Source organism: Serratia sp. CC22-02 (genome assembly GCF_900182895.1).
Taxonomy (GTDB): Bacteria; Pseudomonadota; Gammaproteobacteria; order Enterobacterales; family Enterobacteriaceae; genus Serratia; species Serratia nevei.
Genome location: NZ_FXUD01000003.1, coordinates 270,069 through 290,753 on the forward strand (window position 1 = coordinate 270,069; position 20,685 = coordinate 290,753).

Here is a 20,685-nt window from a genome sequence, read left to right on the forward strand (position 1 = left end):
TTTACTGTATGTATAAACAGTTAACGACATAAACAATAATAAGGGAACGCTATTATGGCTCGATATGAAGATACTACTCAGTATGAACGCGACGTTATGACTTCTTTGGGGTACCACTGGCGGGGAGAAGGCTGGCAACGCGGTTTTGATCTTTCTGATGGCGATATGGTTGTTGAGGCGTGGGTGGGTGACCGATTGCCGGACAGGCAAAAGGAACTCAGTAATATTACGCATTTGTGGGATCAAAAAATTAGCGATATTAATAAACCGATTAGCGCTTTTGATCAGGAAGATGATGACATTATTCCATTCAGTGAGAAGGCAAAGAACAGTTTTCGAGCCGATTCCGACAAGGCGATTAAATTTTCAGCAGATAAAGAAAACGATCTGACGAACCAAATTAGTGAGATGCAAAAAGATATTGATGACCTAAGTAGTAAACTCAAAAATAAATCGCAAACGCCGCTAGAAAAAGCGAGCCTTGAAGCGATTATCGCGAAGATTAAAGTGGGTAAGGAGCGTTTAGACGTTCTGCGTAATGAAGCAAAAAAAAGAAAAGTGCATCAGGAGTATTTAAAACTAAATAATGAGAATTGGTTTTTATCCAGAGAAAAACCAACGTCGGGGGTTAAACAACAACAAAATTCAAATAGAATTAAAATGGGGGTGCAGCTAGATGAGGAAAAAAAGATACAGTCTGCCATCGATGCCAATATGAGAAATACGCAACAATATGAAAATGAGCTGCGGAATAAAGAGAGTGAAGTCAATCGCCTCAAGAATTTAGATCTTTCTACCGAAGAAGGGATCAATCGTGTGGAGAATGAGGCGCGCAAAAATGAACAAAGCGCTCAGCATGCACTGAACGATGCGAAAAATCGGATTAATCAGGCGAACGACGACAAAACAAGGGCGGAGAATGTCGGCAGAGAGCATGAAAGAAAAGCCGCTCAGGCTGAAGAAAAAAGGAAAAAACACAGTCAGCTGCTTGATGATTTTGTAAGATGGAATTCGGAAGTCGATTATGGAAAAAAAGCCTGGTGGAATGAGTTCAATGCCGCTAGTGACTTGATCTCGAAGCTGGAAAAAGAGCGCGATGATGCATTAAGCGTCATGAATGCATCGAGAGAGTCGGCGAGCCGGGCCGCAAACCGCCAGCAACAAGCGACCCGAGATCAGACCAACGCCGAAAGTGCGCTTAACAGCGCGCGTAAAACTCTGGCGGATGTGCAGGCGAAAAAAGCGATGATTGCCAAAGAGAAAAAAGAGGCGGAAACTAAGGCTGAAGAGGAGCGTGTAAAAGATGCAATCAAGTTCACAGCGGATTTCTACAAAACGGTAACTGAAAAGTTCGGCGAACATTCGTCAAAGGTCGCTAAAGAGCTTGCTGAAGCGGCTAAAGGAAAGTCGATTAAAAATGTGGACGATGCATTAAAAGCCTTTGAGAAACATAACAACGTTTTGAACAAGAAGTTTGGCGTGAAAGATCGAGAGGCTATTGCAAAAGCCATGGAGTCGGTCAATCGCGATCAGATGGCCAAGAGCTTGGCAAAATTCAGCAAAGCATTTAATTATATTGGGAAGACAATAGATCGTTACGATACCGTAGTGGCTATTGGAAAAGCTATTGAAACTAACAACTGGCGGCCGGTATTTATTCAAATGGAGGCGTTAGCGGCAGGAAGAGCTGCAACGGCGCTCACGGCTTTTTCCTTCAGTATCATCCTTGGCACGCCGATGGGGTTTTTAGGTTTTGCGATAATTACAACACTTGTGGGCGCTTTTATCGATGAAGCGTTAGTCGAAAAAATAAACAAGGAACTGGGGATTTAACAGTTTAACATAAGAGCCCTAATTTCTTTTTAGGGCTTTTAAAATAGATAAAGAAAAATAAATAACTGATACGGGAATGGCGAATGCGAAACAAAATAATTCATAAACCACTTCAATGCTGCCACCCACAGAGCTGACAAAAAAGTCATGCTGCCAAAATTTCTTATGGGAATAACGTAGTGCTGTTTTCTCGATAGCAAATTTTGCAAAAGGATAGAGAACGCAACTGGCAACAGAAAGCGAGAGAATTAACGTTAATCGGCTATCTTCAGGATTTTTACTCCATGCATAGTAAGCGACAGCAGTGATAACAAGCCCCCATAGAATATGCTTTAAGTAATATTTTAAAGTCATCCAACATATCCCTTTTTTCATATGGTTATATCCATTGCTATTGATGCAGTGTACCACAGAATTTTTATTGGGACATGGGGGGCTGTTATAGCTCGGGAATGCAGCGACCCCCTTACCTTGCAAAGCCACCGCTTTCCCCGCTGCGGCAACTTGTGAGTTGTTTAACATGTAAACGATCGCGTTCTTGCATTTCGGCGCGCCGGATGCTTTTTTTAACAGTACTGGCCGCCATGCGGCTAACCCCATCCGAAATCGGTAGATTGTTAATGTATTAATAATGGCGAGGCGGGTATGGATATTCAGGTTGAACGCTTGTCTGCGGTGATCGATGCGGTGGCCAGCCCGCGCTTTTATCCCAGCCTGTTGAATTGGCTGGAAGGGTTTTTCGCCTTCGACAACGCCATCGTCTATGCCTTCGAACGCGGCCGGCCGCCGCGCTGCCTGATCAAAACCGAGCGGGAAAACAGCGATGCGGTTAACCAGATCTACCAACAGGGCGCCTATCTGCAGGATCCGTTTTACCGCGCGCTGAACGACGGCGGCGAAGGCGAGGTGCTCACGCTGCGCCAGCTGGCGCCCTGCGGGTTTTATCACAGCGACTATTACCGTAATTTTTATCGCAAGACCGGCTGGCACGATGAGGCCGGCGTGCTGCTGCAGCTGACGCCGGAGCGCGGGCTGGGGGTGTTCTTCGGTTCGGCGCGCCGCACGGTGGCGGTGCGCTACCCGCAGCGGGCGGATCTGCGCAGCGCGCTGACGCTGGTGAAAAGCGTGGCGCGGCTGCACGGCGAAGTGGTGGCAGCACCGGCCGAGGCCGACACGGGGAACGACGATGGCGCGCAGGCGCGTTATCTGCTGACGCCGCGCGAGCGCGAGATCGTCGATCTGATCCTCGCCGGCTGCGGTTCGCAGCAGATTGCCGACCGGCTGTTCATCAGCCTCGGCACGGTAAAAAATCACCGCAAGAACATCTACGGCAAGCTGAACATCGGCTCGCAGGCCGAACTGTTCAGCCTGTTGCTGACCGCCCCGCAGCGCCGCAGCGCGTGAATGTTAATTTTTTGTAGCGAATGTCCCTAAGGGGACATAGCGGCACGGCTGCCGCCTCCCGATAATCCGATGTCATGGCATAGGCAATCGGGAGTGCGGCAGTGAACAACGAAATCGAGTCCTTAACCTACTACGCGGCGACCAAAAAATACGATCTGCGCTTCCCGACGCTGGAAGAGGATCTGGACGTCGACGTGGTGATCATCGGCGGCGGCTTCTCCGGCATCAACACCGCGCTGGAGCTGGCGGAGAAGGGCATCACCAACATCGCCATTCTCGAAGGCCGCTATCTGGGCTACGGCGGCACCGGGCGCAACGGCGGCCAGGTGATGGCCGGCATCGGCCACGATCTGGAGAAGATCAAGCGCCACGTTGGCCCGGCCGGGCTGGAAACCATCTTCAAAATCAGCAATCTCGGCGCCGGCATTATCCGCGAGCGCATCAAGAAATATGACATCGACGCCGACTTCTGCTTCGGCTACGGCTATCTCGGCAGCAACGCGCGCCAGGAGAAGACCCTGCGCGGCTGGCTGAAGGAGTTCAAGGCGGTAGCGCCGCAGGAGGAGATTGAACTTTACACCGGGGCGGAGGTGAAGCAGGTGGTGGGCTCCGACGCTTACACCTGCGCGCTGAAACACATGGGCGGCGGCCACGTGCATTCGCTCAACCTGCTGCTGGGCGAGGCCAAGGCGCTGAGCGGCTACGGGGTGAAAATCTTCGAGAACAGCAGCGTGCTCAACGTGGAGTATGGCCCGCGCATCACGGTGCGCACCGCCATGGGCTCGGTGCGCGCCAACAAGATGCTGTGGGCCTGCAACGGCTTCCTCAACGGCATGGAGCCGCAGATCTACCGCAAGACCATCAATACCTACGCCTTCCAGCTGGCCACCGAGCCGCTGTCTGACGATCTGATCCGCCAGATCAGCCCGATCCGCGGCGCCTACAGCGACATCCGCCCGGTGATCGACTATTACCGGGTGACCAACGAAAACCGGCTGCTGTTCGGCAGCGCCACCCGCCTGATCGAATATTTCCCGTCGGATCTCAAGGCCTGGAACCGCAACCTGATGCTGAAGGTGTTCCCGTACCTGAAAGACGTGAAGATCGATCTGGCCTGGGGCGGCCCGCTGTGCTGCAGCGCCAACCTGTTCCCGCAGATTGGCACGCTGCCGGATCGCGACAATGTGTTTTACGTGCAGGGCTACTCCGGCTTCGGCGTAACGCCGAGCCACATCGTGTGCAAGGTGCTGGCGGAGGGCATGAGCGAAGGATCCGATCGTTACGATCTGATGAGCTCGATCCCGCACGTCAACATCTTCGGCAAGGACAAGCTGCGGCGGGTGATGACCACCGCCGGTAAGGTTTGGCACCAGACATCCGGCTACTGGAAAGGCCGCCGTTAACCCTCAGAGGAGAATCTCATGAAACCGTTACTGCTTAAACAACCGCTGCCGGAACTGCTGGAGATCGGCAGCGTCAGCAACCTGGGCGCCACGGTGATCGCTGGCACGCCAAACGTCGGCGTGGCCAGCATCTTCGGCGAACCGACCGACAACCTGAACTGCGGCGTGTTCAGCTGCACCCGCGGCAGCTTCGTGATGGAGTATCCGTTCGCCGAGCACGCCACGGTGTGGGAAGGCAGCGCGACCCTGACCAACGAACGCACCGGCGAATCGGTGCAGTATCAGGCCGGCGATTCCTGGTTCGTCGAGAAGGGCACCCCGGTGCGCTGGGACATCACCTCGGATCGCTTCGTCAAACACTACCTCGCCATCGTCGAAGGCTGACGCCGTCATGCCCCCCTCGGCCCGCTGAGGGGGAGCGCCTTAGCCTAACGCCCGCGCAATAAAATCGGTCACCCGCTTGAGGATCTGATCCTTATTGGTTTCGTTAAAGCTCTCGTGCCGCCCGCCCGCATTGATCATCCGTTCGAAATCGTCGCCGCGCAGACTATCGAGCGCGGTTTGCGTTTCGCTCATCAGCACCAGCCGATCGTCGTCGCCGTGGATCCACAGCGTGGGCAGCGCGCCGAAGCCCGGCCCGGCGTTGATGGCGGCGAGGATCCGCTGCATGGCGCGCAGGGTGGGGCGCTTGAACGGCCCGTGCCACACCAGCGGATCTTCCTGATAGGCCGCGCCGACCGCCGGATCGCGCGCCAGGGTGGCGGTATCCAGCGGCGCGTCGGGGATCGTCGGCAGTTCGGCCAGATCGGAGATCGCCGTTCTGTCGCCAAGCAGCGGGCCAGACAGCACCAGCGCACGCACCTCCTCGCCGTAGCGCTGCACGTAGCGGGTGGCGATCATGCCGCCCATCGAGTGGCCGATCACCACCAGCGGCAAGGTGGGGTATCGCTGCCGGAAATGGCTGACCACGCGCTGCACGTCGTCGACCACGGCGTCATAATCCTCGATCAGCACGCGTTCGCCCTGCGACAGGCCGTGGCCGAGATGGTCGGGGCCGAACACCCGCGCGCCCTGTGCCTGCAGCGTGCGCGCCACGTATTGGTAACGGCCGAGGTGCTCGCCGTAGCCGTGTATCAGCAGCGCCAGATAGCGCGGCTGGTCGTTTCCCCAGTCGTGCACGGCGATGTCGCCGTGACGGCCTTTGATAAAGCTGACGGTTTGTTCGGGCATGTTATTGTTCTCATGGTGGGTAGGGTTGCCCTTCAGCGTAGCGGCTGGCGGCGAGGTTGTCAGGGGCGCCGGGTGCGGCGCCCGCAAAGAGGGGATTACAGGTCGAACTGGCGCTCCAGCTCGTCGAGCGCTTCGCGCTGGAAGCGGTTGAAGGCTTCGCGCGGCTGCTGTTGCTGGATAAACGCCAGCAGCGGATCCTGCACTTCAGTGCGCACGCCGCTCAGTTGTTCCATCACCGCCAGCCCGCAGAACGGCACGTAGGATTCGGCATAGCCGCCTTCGTGCACCATCACCAGCTTGCCGCCGCACAGCCGGTCGGCGGCGTCCTGCACCAGCGCGGTCATGGCGCGGAAGCTGTCGCTGTGCAGCTGCATGCGCGCCAGCGGATCGAGGGCGTTGGCGTCGTAGCCGCAGGCGACGATGATCAGCTCCGGCTCGAATTTTTCCAGCGCCGGGATAATGATGTGCCGCATGGCGTGCAGGTAGCCGTCGTCGCCGGCGCCGGCCAGCATCGGCACGTTAACGTTGTAGCCCGCCCCGTCGCCTTCGCCGCGATCCCGTTCGCCGGAATAGCCCGCCGGGAAGCAGCCGTCCTGATGCAGCGACAGCGTCAGCACGTCGCCGCGCTGCCAATAGATGTGCTGGGTGCCGTTGCCGTGGTGCACGTCCCAGTCGAGCACCGCCACCTTGCCGAGGCCATGGCGAGCCTTGGCGCGCTCGATGGCGATGGGAATATTGGCCAGGAAGCAGAAGCCCATCGATTGATCCGGCAGGCAGTGGTGGCCCGGCGGGCGCGACAGCGCATAGGCGTTATCCAGCTCGCCCTGCAGCACCGCTTCCACCGCCGCGCAGGCCAGCCCGGCGGAGAGCTTGGCGATTTCATAGCTGCCCGGCCCCAGCGGCGCTTCCTCCCCCAGCAGGCCGCCGCCGCTGTCGCTCACCTGTTTGAAACGCTGCAGGTAGTGGGCGGGGTGAATGCGCAGCAGATCTTCTTCCGTCGCCGGTTCGGCGCTCAGCAGGGTGAGCTGGCGCGACAGGCCGGACACGTCCATCAGGTTCTTCATGCGCCGTTTAGTTTCCGGCGACTCGGCGTGGCCGGCACCCGAAGGCGGTTGCACCCAACCGCCGACCGGCAGGGTAGTGGCGTGCAGGCCGGTGCTGTGCCAGAAACAGCGTTCATCAAACAAGAAACCGGTTGTTCTTTTCACCTTTCTCCTCCTGTTATACGGCGCGGTGCGCGCGGTGAAGCCAGCGAAATCAACAGCAGCGACAGCAGCGCGCAGCCCAGCGCGCCGAACAGCAAGGCGTTGAAACCGCCGAAAGATTCGATCAGAGAGCCGGCCAGCGTCGGGCCGATGGCCATACCGCCGCCGATCACCAGGTTGATGCCGTTCATCAGCTTGCCGTCGTTATCCAACCCGGCGACCCGCGCCAGAATGAACGGCAGCACGAAGGTCCAGGTGAATTTGAACAGTAGAGCGGCCAGGGCGAAGCGCAGCAGCAGGGGCTGGCCCGTCAGCAGCGCCACGCTGGCCAGCAGCAGGGCGTACCCCAGCACGATCAGGCGTCCACCGCCGAAGCGCGCGCCGATCAGCGCCGCGGCCCCCGCGCCGACGATGCCGAGCAAGGTGGCGACGGCCAGCACCTGGCCGCTGTGGGCCGGCGACAGCCCGGCGCCGGCGGCGATGCCGCCGATAAAGGTCCAGACCGCGCTCAGGCTGATGTAAAAGGTCAGCACCGCCAGCACGGCGCACAGCTTGCGCGCCAGCGAGGCGGCGGGGCCGCTGCGGGCGGCGCGGGCGGCGGTGAAACCGTTGGGGAATGCCGGGATGAGCGGCAGGCAGCACAGCATGATGGCCGCCAGAATCAGGTAGACCGCCATCAGGCCGAAGTGCGCGAACAGCGGCGGCAGCACCAGCAGCCCGACCGCGCCCAGCACCAGTTGGCCGAGCACCCAGAAGGCATAGACCCGGCTGGGATTGGCGGTGCCGGCGGCGCAGGTGATGCACAGGATCATCAGGGTGCCGCCCGCCAGCGAGGCGATAAAGCGCAGCGGCAGCAGCAGGGTAAAGTCCTGCACCAGCGCCGAAGCCAGGTTGCCGACGATAAACACCAGCGCCGACAGTGTAGCGACCCGTCGCCAGTTGATGCGCCCGCTCCACCACCACGCTGGCAGCGTGGCCAGGCTCATGGCGCCGAGTTCGGTGGAGAACAGGTGGCCGATCTGCGCCGGGCCGAGCTGCCATTGTGCGGCGAGCTGGGCGGCCACGGCGGGGGCGGTCATCAGAATGCCCGGCGCGATGGCGGCGAAGACGATAATGGCGGTCAGCAGCCGCGGCGGGCAGGGGAGCGCCGCGCCGACGGCGGGCGCGGAAACTGAATCACTGGACATAAACCTTTTCCCCAAGCGTTGAGTGACGATGAAATATCCCGCCCGGCCCGATTGCGGGCAGGGGGAGGCCGCGCCATAAATGGCGAATACGTTTTGGCGTTATTTTCCGGCCGTCGGCAGCGGCGGCCGTTATCGGGCGTTAACCGTGGGCGAGAAAGCCGCCGGCGACCAGTTCGGTGCGGTTCACCACGTCGGTTTTGGCGAAAATATTGCGCATATGGGTTTTCACCGTGGACAGCGAAATGCCCAGCTTCAGGGCGATGCGCTTATTGCTGGCGCCTTCGCGCACCATGTTGACGATCTCTTGCTCTTTGGCGGTCAGCAGCTGCGCCTCGCCGTCGGGCAACAGATCGCGCGTCGCCAGCTCGATCAGCGGCAGCACCGCGCGCAGGCGGCCGCGCTCCACTTCAGTGAACGGCGTATCGCGGATCAGCGATACCCCGGCGACGATGCGCTTGCGCTGGCGGATGAAGATCTCCGTCATGTCGCGCATGTCGTTCGGCAGCATAAAGTCGTGGTAATAGCGGCGGTTGCCGGCGATCGCCGCCGGGCTCATGCCGACCATGGTGATGTCCTGGCGATGGAAATTGGCCGGCTGCAGCGGATCTATCTGCTGGAAGTGGTTCAGATACTGCTGATGCGTTTTATCGGGCATGCCGTGCAGGATGTAGTGATCCGGCCGCAGGTCGCGATCGACCAGATAAAACACCCCGGCGGACACCGGGATCAGGTGCGTGATTGTCGCCAAACAACTGTTGATAAAGGCATCGGATGCGGTGCTGTGCATGATTCGTGTTCCTCCCTTTATCATTCAATCTGGAGAAGGTTGGTGGTCAATATATGAACGATACAAGCATAGTTGTAGCAATTTGGCAACACAATAAAAACATATTAACAACGTGAGGCCGATTGCAATAAAACACATAAATAACAAGATGACACTGCGTTAATCAGGGCTTTTCAGTTCGGATTTATCGCGATTTTCATTAATAGGTTAATGAAATAATTCACCGCTTTTCCCGCTGAATTTACAGCGCTTTTCAATGTTTGCCCAGGTGAAGCCCTCGCCGCCCTGCGCGTGCTACAACCGGCACGACTGGAGCCGTTTCTCGTTCTTAAGAACGATAGCCAGGCTTTTCCGCCGCTTCCTACACTGCGAATTGAAGATAGCGCCAGGCGGCGCCAAACGTATAAGACGAAAAAATGATGACCTTTCTCGGGCTGAGGCGTCGGGTTGTTCAGTCCGCATGACCATACGGGGAACGAACGATGCAGAAAAAAACGTTGGCGGTGGCGTTGAGCGGCGCCTTATCGGGCCTGGCGCAGGGGGCGGATGCCGATCGCCCCAATGTGCTGATCATTCTGGTGGACGACATGGGCTACTCCGACATCAGCCCGTTCGGCGGCGAGATACCGACGCCCAACCTGCAGGCGCTGGCCGAACGGGGCGTGCGCATGAGCCAGTACTACACCTCGCCGATGTCGGCGCCGGCGCGGTCGATGCTGATGACCGGCAACACCAACCAGCAGGCCGGCATGGGCGGCATGTGGTGGTATGAGAGCACCGCCGCGCAGCCGGGCTATGAAATGCGGCTGACCGACCGCGTGACCACATTGCCGGAGCGTTTTCGCGACGCGGGTTACGCCACCATGATGGCGGGCAAATGGCACCTGGGCTACGTCGACGGCGCCAAACCGACCGATCGCGGCTTCGAGCGCGCCTTCGCCTTTATGGGGGGCGGCACCAGCCATTTCGACGACGCGAAACCGCTGGGCACCGTGGAGGCGTTCCATACCTTCTACACCCTGAACGGCAAACGCGTGTCGTTGCCCAAAGATTTCTATTCCAGCAAGGCCTATGCCGATCAGCTGGAACAGTGGATCCGCGATACGCCGCAGAGCAAACCCGTCTTCGCCTATCTGGCGTTTACCGCGCCGCACGATCCGCTGCAGGCGCCGGATGACTGGATCGCCAAATTCGACGGCAAATACGACGCCGGTTACCAGCAGGCCTATCAGCGGCGCATTCAGCGCCTGAAGGCGCTGGGGTTGATTTCCGACCGCACGCCGATGCCGACGCTGACGCTGGATAAGGCCTGGAATGCGCTGACGCCCGAGCAGCAAAAATATGAAGCCAAGACCATGCAGGTGTACGCGGCGATGATCGCTTACATGGACGATCAGGTCGGCGCGGTGCTGAATACCCTCAAGCAGACCGGCCGCGACCAAAATACGGTGATTGTGTTCGCCACCGACAACGGCGCCAACCCGGCCAGCGGCTTCTACTACGGCTCGAAGCCGGAGTATTGGCGGCAGTTCGACAACAGCTACGCCAACCTCGGCCGCAAGGGATCGTTCATTTCCTACGGGCCGCACTGGGCCAACGTCAGCAATGCGCCGTACGCCAACTACCACAAAACCACCAGCGCGCAGGGCGGCATCAATACCGATTTCATCATCTCCGCGCCGCGGCTGAAGGGGCGCGGCGGCATCGACCGCACGCCGATGGCGGTGTATGACATCGCCCCGACGCTGTATGACTATGCCGGCATCGACGCCAATAAACCGCTGAAGGCCAAACCGACGCTGCCGATGGTCGGCGTCAGCTTCAAGCGCTATTTCAGCGGCGAGGCCGACGGCGTGCCGCGCGCGACCTACGGCGTGGAGCTGCATAACCAGGCCGCCTATGTGGACGGCGTCTGGAAGCTGCGACGGTTGGTGAAGGCCGGGCCGACGGCGCAGATGGCGCCGTGGGGGCTGTTCAATCTGCATGACGATCCGCTGGAGACGCGCGATCTGGCCGCCGCCGACCCGGAGCGGGTCAAACGGCTGAGCGAGGCGTATCGCCGTTTTGCGCAGCAGAGCATGGTTATTGAAGCCAAAGGTGCAGCGATCGACTATCTCGGCGTCGACGCCAACACCGGCGACTACATCGGCCTGGATCCGCAGACCCACAAACCGTTGCCGCAGGCGGCGCCATGAACCTGGCCCAGCTGCGCGCGCAGCAGATCCCGGTAGAGAGCGAACCGCGCGCGGCGGCGCCTTTTCATTTGCTGGTGAAACCGATCGGCGCCGGCTGCAACCTGGGTTGCTGCTACTGCTACTACCCGCAGCGCCAGGAAGAACGGACGCGCAAGATGGACGACGACCTGCTGGCGGAATTTATCCGCGGCTACATCGCCGCCCAGCCGCGTTACAGCCGCGAGATCAACTTCGTCTGGCAGGGCGGTGAGCCGCTGCTGGCGGGGATCGGTTTTTACAAGCGGGCGCTGGCGTTGCAACGCCGCTACGCGCCGCCGGGCGTGCGGATCAGCAACAGCCTGCAGACCAACGGTACCCTGCTGAACGACGCCTGGTGCCGGCTGTTCCGGCAGCATCACTTTATCCTCGGCGTCAGCCTGGACGGCGACCGCGAGGTGCAGGACGCCCACCGGCCGGACAAGCGCGGCGGCGCCAGCTATGACGCGGCGCTGCGCGGCATTGCGCTGTTGCAGCGCCATCAGATCGACTTCAACCTGCTGATGGTGGTGCACGACGGCGTCGCGGATCGCGCCGAGGCGATCTACGATCATGCGGTGGCGATCGGGGCGCGCTATCTACAGTTCCAGCCGCTGATGCTGGAAGGGGACGCGCCCACCGCCGGCTATGGGTTGAGCGCCGCCAACTGGGGGCGCTTCATGCTGGCGGTATACCGCCGCTGGCGCAGCCGCGGGCACGTCGGCCAGGTCTTCGTGATGAACATCGAGCAGGTCTACGCGCAGTATTTCACCCACGTCAGCCCCAGCTGCGTACATGCCGAACGCTGCGGCGGCAATCTGGTGATGGAGCCGGACGGGCGGCTTTACGCCTGCGATCATCTGATCAACGCGCAGCACCTGCTCGGCCATGCCGATCGCCACACGCCGCTCGCCACGCTGGCGGCAAGGGCGGCGGAGATGCCGTTCGGTAAAAACAAGAGCCTGCGCCGCGAGTGCCAACGCTGCAGCGTGAAAAGCGTCTGCCAGGGCGGCTGCCCGGCGCATGTGGGCGAAGATCGCTACAACCGGCTGTGCGCCGGCTATTACGCCTTCTTTTCCGCGCTGCTGGCACCGCTGCGCGTCTACCCGCGCAGCCCGCAGGGGGCGATGCAGTGGCGCGCCGCCGTGAGCGCGGCCGCAGGTTGAAAGCGTCTCGTCCTTAAGGACGATAGTCAGCATTTTCCTTTCCTCTCTATAGTGAGATTACCGCCGCTGGCGGTGAAAAACCTGCAAGCACCTGCATGCATCAGGCCAAAACTATAAGAGGAAATAACCATGAACCTGTCGTCGCGGTTGCACGCCCACCTGGCTCGAGGCAAGGTCGGCTTTCCCACCACCCTGGCCAGTTCGGTCGGGGTGATCATGGCCAGCCCGGTGATCCTGACGGTCACCAGCGGCTTCGGCATCGGCGGCGACACCTTCGCGCTGGCGATGCTGATCGCCTTCATCATGATGCAGGCGCAGCTCACCACCTTCTCCGAAGCGGCGGCGCTGCTGCCGACCTCCGGTTCGGTTTACGACTACATCTCCTGCGGCATGGGGCGCTTTTTCGCCATCACCGGCGCGCTGTCGGCCTACCTGATCGTGCACATCTTCGCCGGCACCGCCGAGACCATTCTCTCCGGCATCATGGCGCTGGTGAACTTCGAGCACCTCAACACCCTGATGGAAAGCCACAACGCCTCCTGGATGGTCGGCGTCGGGCTAGTAATCGTGTTCGGTCTGCTCAACGCGTTCGGCATCGAGGCCTTCGGCAAGGCGGAGATCGTGCTGACCTTCGCCATGTGGAGCACGCTGGTGATTTTCGGCATCGTCGGGCTGCTGTCGCCGCATGCGGTGCCGCTCGAGGGCTGGTTCGGCAGCACGCTGAGCCTGAACGATCCCTTCGCGGTGTTCAGCCTGATCGGCATGGCGATGTTCATGTTCGTTGGCTGTGAGCTGGTGACGCCGATGGCGCCGGAGATCAAACGCTGCGATCGGGTGATCCCGCGCGCGATGGCGCTGGGGCTGTGCGGCGTGGCGGTGTGCATGGCGCTGTATGGCGCGGCGCTCAGCCACCAGGTGGAAAACGTGGTGATCGACGCCGCCAGCGGCACGCGCCTGCTGGAAACGCCGATGGCCATCCCGGCGTTCGCCGGCCAGGTGATGGGCCAGTTCGGCAAATATTGGCTCGGCGTCGGCCTGCTGCTGGCGGGCGCCGCGACCATCAATACGCTGATGGCGGCGGTGCCGCGCATTCTGTACGGCATGGCGCTGGACGGCGCGCTGCCGCGCATGTTCGCTTATCTGCACCCGCGCTTTAAAACGCCGGTGGTCGGCATTCTGGTGGCGGTATTGATCCCCTGCGTACACGCCTTCGCCATTCAGGGCAACCTCGACAGGATCATTCCGCTGGTGCTGGCGGCGGTGTGCGCCTGGGGCGTGGCCTACCTGCTGGTGACCTGCTCGGTGGTGATCCTGCGCGTACGCCGCCCCGATCTGCCGCGCGCCTATAAATCGCCGTGGTTCCCGCTGCCGCAGATCGTTTCCAGCGTTGGCATCGTGCTGGCTATCGTTTACATCACGCCGCCGGGAATGAACCCGAGCGATATCTACATTCCCTTCGGCTGGATGATCGGCCTGACCGCCGCCTATGCGCTGTTCTGGACGCTGTGCGTGCAGAAAGTGAATCCGTTCAAGCCGGTGCCGGTCGAGCAGGTGCTGGAGAACGCGTTCGCCAAGGGTGAAAATGAGGAGGCGCAGTTTGATCGGCTTACTTCCCTCACTTAATCGCGCCTGGCGGCGAGCGCCGTCGGGCTATCGGCCGGGCGCCGCGCTGGATCGTCTGGCGCGCAACCTGGAACCCTACGCGTGCGAACGCCTGGCGCCGGGCCTGCTGCGGCTGACGCTGCCGCAGGGGCCGCAGATCGAGGTCAGCGAACAGGTGCAGGGGCTGTTTATGGCGCATATCGTCAGCCACCGCTTTCGGTTGCAGGGCCCGTGCGCGATGCAGCTTCCGCTGACGCTGGACGTGGTGACCGGCGGCTGGCTGCGGCGGCGCGGGGTGCGTTATCTGCTGCGCCAGCGCCATGCGGCCGCGCAGCGGGTGCTGGACGGCCTGCAGCGTTACCCGCAGATCGGCGAGACGCTGGCGCAGCTGGATTTTCGCCGCGTGCGGCTGACGGTGAACGACGGGCGCTGGCAGGTGGAGATTGAGCATTTCGCCGCGTCGGAGGTGGTCAGCCGTTTGCCGGCCGGCCGCCGCTATCTGCGGCTGGATGCCGAACAGCGGCGGCTGCTGTTGAGCAGCCTGCTGATGATCGGCCAACTGATGGAGAAGCTGAATCATGAATAGAGTGGTTGTGATTACCGGCGGCGGCACCGGCGTCGGCGCCGCCTGCGCCCGTCTGCTGGCGGCGCAGGGCGATCGGGTGTTCATCATCGGCCGCCGCCCGGAACCGCTGGCGGCGCTGGCGCAAGAGATAGGCGCGCAGGCGCTGGTGGGCGATGCCGCCAGCGGCGAGAGCTGGAACCACGCGCTGCTGCCGGCCATTCTGCGCGAAGCCGGGCGCATCGACTGCCTGATCGGCAGCGCCGGCGGCATGGGCTTCAAGCGCATCACCGAGATGACCGACGCGCAGTGGCAAGGGGCGATGGACAGCAACCTCAACAGCGCTTTCGCCAGCGCGCGCGCCTGCCTGCCGGAGCTGATTAAAAGCGGCGGCAACCTGCTGTTCGTGGCCTCGATCGCCTCGCTGGCCGCCGGGCCGGAGGTCTGCGGCTACGTCACCGCCAAGCACGCGCTGATCGGGCTGATGCGCTCCATCGCCCGCGACTATGGCCCGCTGGGCGTGCGTGCCAACGCGGTGTGCCCGGGCTGGGTGACCACGCCGATGGCGGACGAAGAGATGCAACTGCTGATGGACGCCCATCAGATTTCGCTGGAGCAGGCTTACCAGATGGTCTGCCGCGACGTGCCGCTGCGCCGCCCGGCCAGCGCCGAGGAGATCGCCCGCGCGTGCCGTTTCCTGTGTTCCAGCGAGGCTTCAATCATTACCGGCGCGGCGCTGGTGGCCGACGGCGGCTCCACCATCGTCGATGTGCCGACCCTGGCTTTCACTTCCCTGTAAGGAGCATTTCCATGAGTTCAGAAGCGGTATTCATTCAGGTTGGCGCGCTGGCGGAAGGCTTTGCGCCGCACAGCAATACGCTGGAACGGCAGCACGGGCTGGCGGGCACCACGCTGACGCTGCGCTTTAGCGACGGCGCGACGCAGCGCTGCCGGTTTACCGACGAGCAGACGCTGGAGTGGGGCGAACGGCGCAGCGTCGCCTATCGCGCCACCAGCATTCGCCCCGGCGTGCTGTTCATCGATTTTCTCGATCCTGCCCGCGCCAACGCCAGCATTACGCTGGTATGCGACCGCAATCAGGGCAACTTCACTGCGGTATACGGCCAGCTGCCGGACGAAGCGCAGGCGCGGCTCGACGCCTTCAGCCGGGTGGAGCAGGGGCTGCCGCTGACCGCGGTCGAGGCCGAATTCCGCTTCGGCACGCTGGATGACGCCGACGTGGCGCCACCGGGCTTTACCGATGAGCTGATCGGCATGCGCAACATGTACACCTACAGCCCGACCGAACGGTACGAGCACATCTACCTGAACGATAACTTCTACGCCTGGCAGTGTCTGGACGGGGTGGAAAAAGGGCTGGCGGACGTCGATCGCTGCCACTACGTGAAGGTGGCGGAGCAGCTTTATCTGTTCGTCTGGCGCGAGAAGATCATCCCGACGTTGGGCGTGGTGATGATCGATCTGCAGGGCATGCGCACCGACGGCAAGATCCTCGGTTATCAGGGCAGCGATTTCAGCGCGCTGAGCAACTTTGCGGTCGGCGCCCATGCGCAGGTGCTGAACACCACGCGTCACCCACGAGGATAGGGCGATGAGCGCAACCTATGCGGCCGACGCCTTCGCGGGGCAGGCGGTGCTGGTGACCGGCGGCGCTCAGGGCATTGGGCTGGCGATCGTCAGCGCCTTTGCCCGCCTGGGCGCCGAGGTGACGATCGCGGACGTGCAGCTGCCGCAGGCGCAGGCGGCGGCGCAGGCGCTGCGGGACGAAGGGCTGAGCGTGCAGGCGCTGGCTTGCGATCTGGCCGAACCGGGGCAGATCGCTGAGCTGGTGACGGCGGTAGGTGAGCGGCATCAACGGCTGGACGTGGTGATCCACAATGCCGCTTACTTTCCGCTGACGCCGTTCGCCGCCATCGACGCGGCTCTGCTGCAACGCACGCTGAGCGTCAATCTGATGGCGCCGTTCTTTCTGGCGCAGGCGGCGCTGCCGTGGATGCGCCGCCGGGGCGGCGGCTGCCTTCTGGTGACCTCGTCGGTGACCGGCCCGCGGGTGGCCTACCCGGGGCTGGCGCACTACGCCGCCTCCAAGGCTGGGGTGAACGGGTTTATTCGCGCGGCGGCGCTGGAGCTGGCGGCGGAGAACATTCGCGTCAACGGCGTGGAGCCGGGGATGATCCGCACGCTGGCGATGGCCAACCTGGGCGACGCGCAGGTGAATCAGGCGATCGCCGCCTCGGTGCCGCTCGGGCGGCTGGGGGAACCGGAAGACATCGCCGCGGCGATGGTGTTTCTCGCCTCGCCGGCGGCGGCCTACATCACCGGCCAGACGCTGGTGGTGGACGGCGGCGCGCTGCTGCCGGAAACGAATTCTCTGCTTACCTGACGCTGCAGCGTTGTTGGCTGCAACGTCAATTAATTTGAGAATTCCGGTTGGTTAAATCACTGCTTGGCAGGATGCGCGGTGACGTTGGCGGGCAGGCTGTCGCCCAGGGTGATCAGCTCGTCCAGCAGCGTCATCAATTGGTCCATTTTCTGTCGCGAGAAAGCGGCTTCAATCTCGGCGTAGCCCTGTTCCACCTGGTGGCGCGCCACTTCATACAGATCCTGGCCCTGCTGGGTCAGCGACACGTACAGCTTGCGCTGATCGTTGACCGGCTTCAGGCGGAAGATCAGCTTGTCACGCTCCATGCGCGACAGAATGCCGGTCAGGCTGGGGCGCAGAATGCAGGTTTCCGCCGCCAGCTCGTGGAATTCGATCGAGCGGCTGTTGGCCAGCACGCGGATGATGCGCCACTGCTGTTCGGTCAAATTGTGGCTTTTCAGGATCGGGCGGAAGAACCCCATGGCGGTTTCACGCGCCTGCAGCAGGGCGATGGTTAACGATTCATGCATAAGTTTGGCCTTAGCTATCAAGGTGTTCGTTGTTACGGCGCTCGTTATGGGGGCGCCTGCCCCGCAAAGCCCGATTTTGTTAATAACTTAATAGTAGCCAAAGTTACCCGTAGGGATAAAGCAAAAATGCAGGGCGCAGCGAAAAATGGCGCGAAAAATGATTAATGCATTGAATAATCACGCTAATGTTCGTTATTTGTGAATATTTTGTTATCGCGATCACAAATCACTCCAAGCGCGTTGCGTAAAAGCTGCACAGCGTATAAAAGTAATCATTAATATATTAATGAATGCCGGTTGTCATGTTTTGCCATTGGAGGAGTTCGCATGAAAGGCACCGTATTTTCCGTTGCGCTGAATCACCGCAGCCAACTGGACGCCTGGGATCAGGCGTTTCACCAGCCGCCGTATCAGACCCCGCCCAAAACCCCGGTCTGGTTTATCAAACCGCGCAACACCCACCTCGCCAACGGCGGGGCGATCCCGTTTCCGGCCGGTGAAACCGTGCACAGCGGCGGCACGCTGGCGGTGATCATCGGCGATACCGCGCGCAAGGTGCCGGTGGCGCAGGTGGGCCGTTATCTGGCCGGCTACGCGTTGGCCAACGACGTCAGCCTACCGGAGAGCAGCTTCTACCGCCCGGCGATCAAGGCTAAATGCCGCGACGGGTTCTGCCCGTTGGGGGAGATCGGCCAGCTGGCGAATGCCGATCGGCTGGAGATCGTCACCGAGATCAACGGCGTGGAGCAGGATCGCTGGTCCACCGCCGATCTGGTGCGCTCGGTGCCGGAGCTGATCGCCGCCATCAGCGACTTTATCACCCTGCAGCCGGGCGATGCGGTGCTGATCGGCACCCCGCACCAGCGGGTGGAGATCAAACCGGGGGATGAGGTGACGGTGCGCGCCGCCGGCCTGCCCACGCTGACCAACCGCGTCACCCAGGCAGGAGCCGCATCATGAAACATGCCCGTATTCGTCATCATGGCCAGATCTTCAACGTGCAGGTGGACGAGCAGCTGCGCGTCACGCTGCCGAACGGCGAGGTGCTGCAGGAGCGCGAAGTGGAATGGCTGCCGCCGGCGCAGGGCACGGTGTTCGCCCTGGGGCTGAACTATGCCGACCACGCCAGCGAGTTGGAATTCAAGGCGCCGGAAGAGCCGCTGGTGTTCCTCAAGGCACCGAACACCCTGACCGGTCACCGCCAGGTGTCGGTGCGCCCGGCCGGCGTGGAGTACATGCATTACGAAGCCGAGCTGGTGGCGGTGATCGGCAAGACCGCGCGCAACGTCAGCCGCGAGCACGCCATGGAGTATGTGGCGGGCTACACCCTGTGCAACGACTACGCCATCCGCGATTACCTGGAAAACTACTACCGGCCGAATCTGCGGGTGAAGAGCCGCGACACCCTGACGCCGATCGGGCCTTACATCGTCGATCGCGACGACGTCGCCGATCCGCACCGGCTGGCGCTCAGCACTTACGTCAACGGCGAGCTGCGCCAGCGCGGCAGCACCGCCGACATGATTTTCGACATTCCGTTCCTGGTCGCCTACCTGAGCGAATTCATGACGCTGCAGCCGGGCGACATGATCGCCACCGGCACGCCGAAAGGGCTGGCCGACGTGCAGCCGGGCGACGAAGTGGTGGTGGAGATCGAGGGCATCGGCCGTCTGGTTAACCACATTATCAGTGAAAAAGATTACGAGGAGAGCCTGCGATGAAAACCATCAACCACTGGATCAACGGCAAGAACGTCGCCAGCAAAGAGTACTTCACCACCACCAACCCGGCGAACGGCGAGGTGCTGGCGGAGGTGGCCTCTGGCGGCCAGCTGGAGATAGACCAGGCGGTGGCGGCGGCGAAAGAGGCGTTCCCCAAGTGGGCCAACACGCCGATGAAAGAGCGCGCGCGCCTGATGCGCCGCCTGGGTGAGCTGATCGACCAGAACGTGCCGCAGATCGCCGAACTGGAAACCGCCGACACCGGCCTGCCGATCCACCAGACCAAAAACGTGCTGATCCCGCGCGCTTCGCACAACTTCGAGTTCTTCGCCGAGGTGTGCCAGCAGATGAACGGCAAGACCTACCCGGTGGACGACAAGATGCTCAACTACACGCTGGTGCAGCCGGTGGGGGTGTGCGCGCTGGTGTCGCCGTGGAACGTGCCGTTCATGACCGCCACCTGGAAGACCGCGCCTTGCCTGGCGCTGGGCAACACCGCGGTGCTGAAGATGTCCGAACTGTCGCCGCTGACCGCCGATCGCCTGGGCGAGTTGGCGCTGGAAGCCGGCATTCCGGCCGGGGTGCTGAACGTGGTGCAGGGCTACGGCGCCACCGCCGGCGACGCGCTGGTGCGCCATAAAGACGTGCGCGCGGTCTCCTTCACCGGCGGCACCGCCACCGGCCGCCGCATCATCGAAAGCGCCGGGCTGAAAAAATTCTCCATGGAACTGGGCGGCAAGTCGCCGGTGCTGATCTTTGAAGACGCCGACATCGAGCGGGCGCTCGACGCCGCGCTGTTCACCATCTTCTCGATCAACGGCGAACGCTGCACCGCCGGTTCGCGCATCTTCATTCAGGAGAGCATCTACCCGGAATTCGTCAAACGTTTCGCCGAGCGCGCCAACCGCCTGCGCGTGGGCGATCCGCAAGATCCCAATACCCAGGTGGGGGCGCTGATCAGCCCGCAGCACTGGGAAAAAGTCTCCGGCTATATCCGCCTCGGGGTGGAAGAAGGGGCGACCCTGCTGGCCGGCGGCCCGGACAAACCGGCCGGCTTGAGCCACGGCAACTTCCTGCGCCCGACGGTGCTGGCGGATGTCGACAACCGGATGCGCGTGGCGCAGGAGGAGATCTTCGGGCCGGTGGCCTGCCTGTTGCCGTTCAAATCAGAAGAAGATGGCCTGCGCATGGCCAACGACGTGGAGTACGGCCTGGCGTCGTACATCTGGACGCAGGATGTGAGCAAGGTTCTGCGCCTGGCCCGCGGCATTGAAGCGGGCATGGTTTTCGTCAACACCCAAAACGTACGCGATCTGCGCCAACCGTTCGGCGGCGTGAAAGCCTCCGGCACCGGCCGCGAAGGCGGCGAATACAGCTTCGAAGTGTTCGCCGAAATGAAGAACGTGTGCATTTCTATGGGCGACCACCCGATCCCGAAATGGGGCGTTTGAGCCTCAGGCCA

The 20,685-nt window shown here is 61.5% G+C and carries 20 protein-coding genes; 14 read left to right on the top strand and 6 right to left on the bottom strand.

The annotated features are described in order from the left end of the window. The first annotated feature begins 54 nt into the window (after positions 1 to 54). Entirely contained in the window at positions 55 to 1,833 is a 1,779-nt protein-coding gene (locus QOL81_RS13235; protein WP_060422193.1) for a colicin-like pore-forming protein, read from the top strand. An 18-nt stretch (positions 1,834 to 1,851) separates the two neighbouring features. Here the strand turns inward: QOL81_RS13235 and QOL81_RS13240 are convergent, their stop codons facing one another. Beyond that, complete coding sequence (locus QOL81_RS13240) at positions 1,852 to 2,355, bottom strand: colicin E1 family microcin immunity protein (RefSeq protein ID WP_169318020.1); 504 nt, start codon at positions 2,353 to 2,355, stop codon at positions 1,852 to 1,854. A 123-nt stretch (positions 2,356 to 2,478) separates the two neighbouring features. Between QOL81_RS13240 and QOL81_RS13245 the strand changes: the two genes are divergently transcribed. The 3 genes from QOL81_RS13245 (at position 2,479) to QOL81_RS13255 (ending at position 5,024) form a co-directional block, all read left to right on the top strand. Further along, positions 2,479 to 3,237 carry a helix-turn-helix transcriptional regulator gene (locus QOL81_RS13245; RefSeq protein ID WP_047729076.1) on the top strand — a complete coding sequence of 253 codons (759 nt, stop codon included), beginning with the start codon at positions 2,479 to 2,481 and terminating at the stop codon, positions 3,235 to 3,237. 101 nt (positions 3,238 to 3,338) lie between these two features. Then, the gene (locus QOL81_RS13250; RefSeq protein ID WP_033636959.1) at positions 3,339 to 4,640 is read left to right on the top strand and encodes an NAD(P)/FAD-dependent oxidoreductase; all 1,302 of its coding nucleotides are present in this window, start codon (positions 3,339 to 3,341) and stop codon (positions 4,638 to 4,640) included. Positions 4,641 to 4,658: 18 nt separating this feature from the next. After that, on the top strand, positions 4,659 to 5,024 hold the full coding sequence (locus QOL81_RS13255; RefSeq protein WP_015376517.1) for a cupin domain-containing protein: 366 nt from the start codon (positions 4,659 to 4,661) through the stop codon (positions 5,022 to 5,024). Between the two features lie 39 nt (positions 5,025 to 5,063). Here QOL81_RS13255 and QOL81_RS13260 read toward each other — a convergent pair whose 3' ends face one another. The 4 genes from QOL81_RS13260 to QOL81_RS13275 all read right to left on the bottom strand — a co-directional run bounded on the left by QOL81_RS13260 (position 5,064) and on the right by QOL81_RS13275 (position 9,049). Continuing rightward, on the bottom strand, positions 5,064 to 5,870 hold the full coding sequence (locus QOL81_RS13260; RefSeq protein ID WP_283439876.1) for an alpha/beta hydrolase: 807 nt from the start codon (positions 5,868 to 5,870) through the stop codon (positions 5,064 to 5,066). A 95-nt stretch (positions 5,871 to 5,965) separates the two neighbouring features. Then, the gene (locus QOL81_RS13265; protein ID WP_283439877.1) at positions 5,966 to 7,078 is read right to left on the bottom strand and encodes a histone deacetylase-like amidohydrolase; all 1,113 of its coding nucleotides are present in this window, start codon (positions 7,076 to 7,078) and stop codon (positions 5,966 to 5,968) included. Beyond that, positions 7,075 to 8,262, bottom strand: a complete 1,188-nt coding sequence (locus tag QOL81_RS13270; RefSeq protein ID WP_283439878.1) for an MFS transporter — start codon at positions 8,260 to 8,262, stop codon at positions 7,075 to 7,077. Before QOL81_RS13270 ends, QOL81_RS13265 begins: the two co-directional genes overlap by 4 nt. Positions 8,263 to 8,401: 139 nt before the next feature. Then, positions 8,402 to 9,049: a helix-turn-helix transcriptional regulator gene (locus QOL81_RS13275; protein ID WP_038878402.1), complete on the bottom strand. Its 648-nt coding sequence runs from the start codon at positions 9,047 to 9,049 to the stop codon at positions 8,402 to 8,404. A 482-nt stretch (positions 9,050 to 9,531) separates the two neighbouring features. Between QOL81_RS13275 and QOL81_RS13280 the strand changes: the two genes are divergently transcribed. From QOL81_RS13280 to QOL81_RS13310, 7 genes are all read left to right on the top strand, one after another. Beyond that, positions 9,532 to 11,244 (top strand): arylsulfatase, encoded by a 1,713-nt coding sequence (locus tag QOL81_RS13280; RefSeq protein WP_283439879.1) that lies wholly within the window; start codon positions 9,532 to 9,534, stop codon positions 11,242 to 11,244. Next, the gene (locus tag QOL81_RS13285; protein WP_283439880.1) at positions 11,241 to 12,425 is read left to right on the top strand and encodes an anaerobic sulfatase maturase; all 1,185 of its coding nucleotides are present in this window, start codon (positions 11,241 to 11,243) and stop codon (positions 12,423 to 12,425) included. Before QOL81_RS13280 ends, QOL81_RS13285 begins: the two co-directional genes overlap by 4 nt. A gap of 129 nt (positions 12,426 to 12,554) precedes the next feature. Next, positions 12,555 to 14,048, top strand: a complete 1,494-nt coding sequence (locus tag QOL81_RS13290) for an APC family permease (RefSeq protein ID WP_033648536.1) — start codon at positions 12,555 to 12,557, stop codon at positions 14,046 to 14,048. Beyond that, on the top strand, positions 14,023 to 14,613 hold the full coding sequence (locus tag QOL81_RS13295; protein WP_060422218.1) for a DUF3156 family protein: 591 nt from the start codon (positions 14,023 to 14,025) through the stop codon (positions 14,611 to 14,613). The genes QOL81_RS13290 and QOL81_RS13295 overlap by 26 nt, the downstream gene beginning before the upstream one ends. Further along, entirely contained in the window at positions 14,606 to 15,388 is a 783-nt protein-coding gene (locus QOL81_RS13300) for an SDR family NAD(P)-dependent oxidoreductase (protein ID WP_070915046.1), read from the top strand. The genes QOL81_RS13295 and QOL81_RS13300 overlap by 8 nt, the downstream gene beginning before the upstream one ends. 11 nt (positions 15,389 to 15,399) lie before the next feature. After that, positions 15,400 to 16,197, top strand: coding sequence for a molybdenum cofactor biosynthesis F family protein (locus tag QOL81_RS13305; protein WP_038878408.1), 798 nt, complete (start codon positions 15,400 to 15,402; stop codon positions 16,195 to 16,197). Positions 16,198 to 16,201: 4 nt separating this feature from the next. Next, positions 16,202 to 16,993, top strand: coding sequence for an SDR family oxidoreductase (locus QOL81_RS13310; protein WP_283439881.1), 792 nt, complete (start codon positions 16,202 to 16,204; stop codon positions 16,991 to 16,993). 56 nt (positions 16,994 to 17,049) lie between these two features. Here QOL81_RS13310 and hpaR read toward each other — a convergent pair whose 3' ends face one another. Continuing rightward, positions 17,050 to 17,502: a homoprotocatechuate degradation operon regulator HpaR gene (hpaR, locus tag QOL81_RS13315; RefSeq protein WP_004933183.1), complete on the bottom strand. Its 453-nt coding sequence runs from the start codon at positions 17,500 to 17,502 to the stop codon at positions 17,050 to 17,052. A 327-nt stretch (positions 17,503 to 17,829) separates the two neighbouring features. Between hpaR and QOL81_RS13320 the strand changes: the two genes are divergently transcribed. Genes QOL81_RS13320 through hpaE form a run of 3 tightly spaced genes read left to right on the top strand, consistent with a single transcriptional unit; the run spans position 17,830 to position 20,674 of the window. Next, positions 17,830 to 18,462 (top strand): fumarylacetoacetate hydrolase family protein, encoded by a 633-nt coding sequence (locus tag QOL81_RS13320; protein WP_087762957.1) that lies wholly within the window; start codon positions 17,830 to 17,832, stop codon positions 18,460 to 18,462. After that, on the top strand, positions 18,459 to 19,223 hold the full coding sequence (locus tag QOL81_RS13325) for a fumarylacetoacetate hydrolase family protein (RefSeq protein WP_049202355.1): 765 nt from the start codon (positions 18,459 to 18,461) through the stop codon (positions 19,221 to 19,223). The genes QOL81_RS13320 and QOL81_RS13325 overlap by 4 nt, the downstream gene beginning before the upstream one ends. Continuing rightward, positions 19,220 to 20,674 carry a 5-carboxymethyl-2-hydroxymuconate semialdehyde dehydrogenase gene (hpaE, locus tag QOL81_RS13330; RefSeq protein WP_033636981.1) on the top strand — a complete coding sequence of 485 codons (1,455 nt, stop codon included), beginning with the start codon at positions 19,220 to 19,222 and terminating at the stop codon, positions 20,672 to 20,674. Before QOL81_RS13325 ends, hpaE begins: the two co-directional genes overlap by 4 nt. Positions 20,675 to 20,685: the final 11 nt, after the last annotated feature.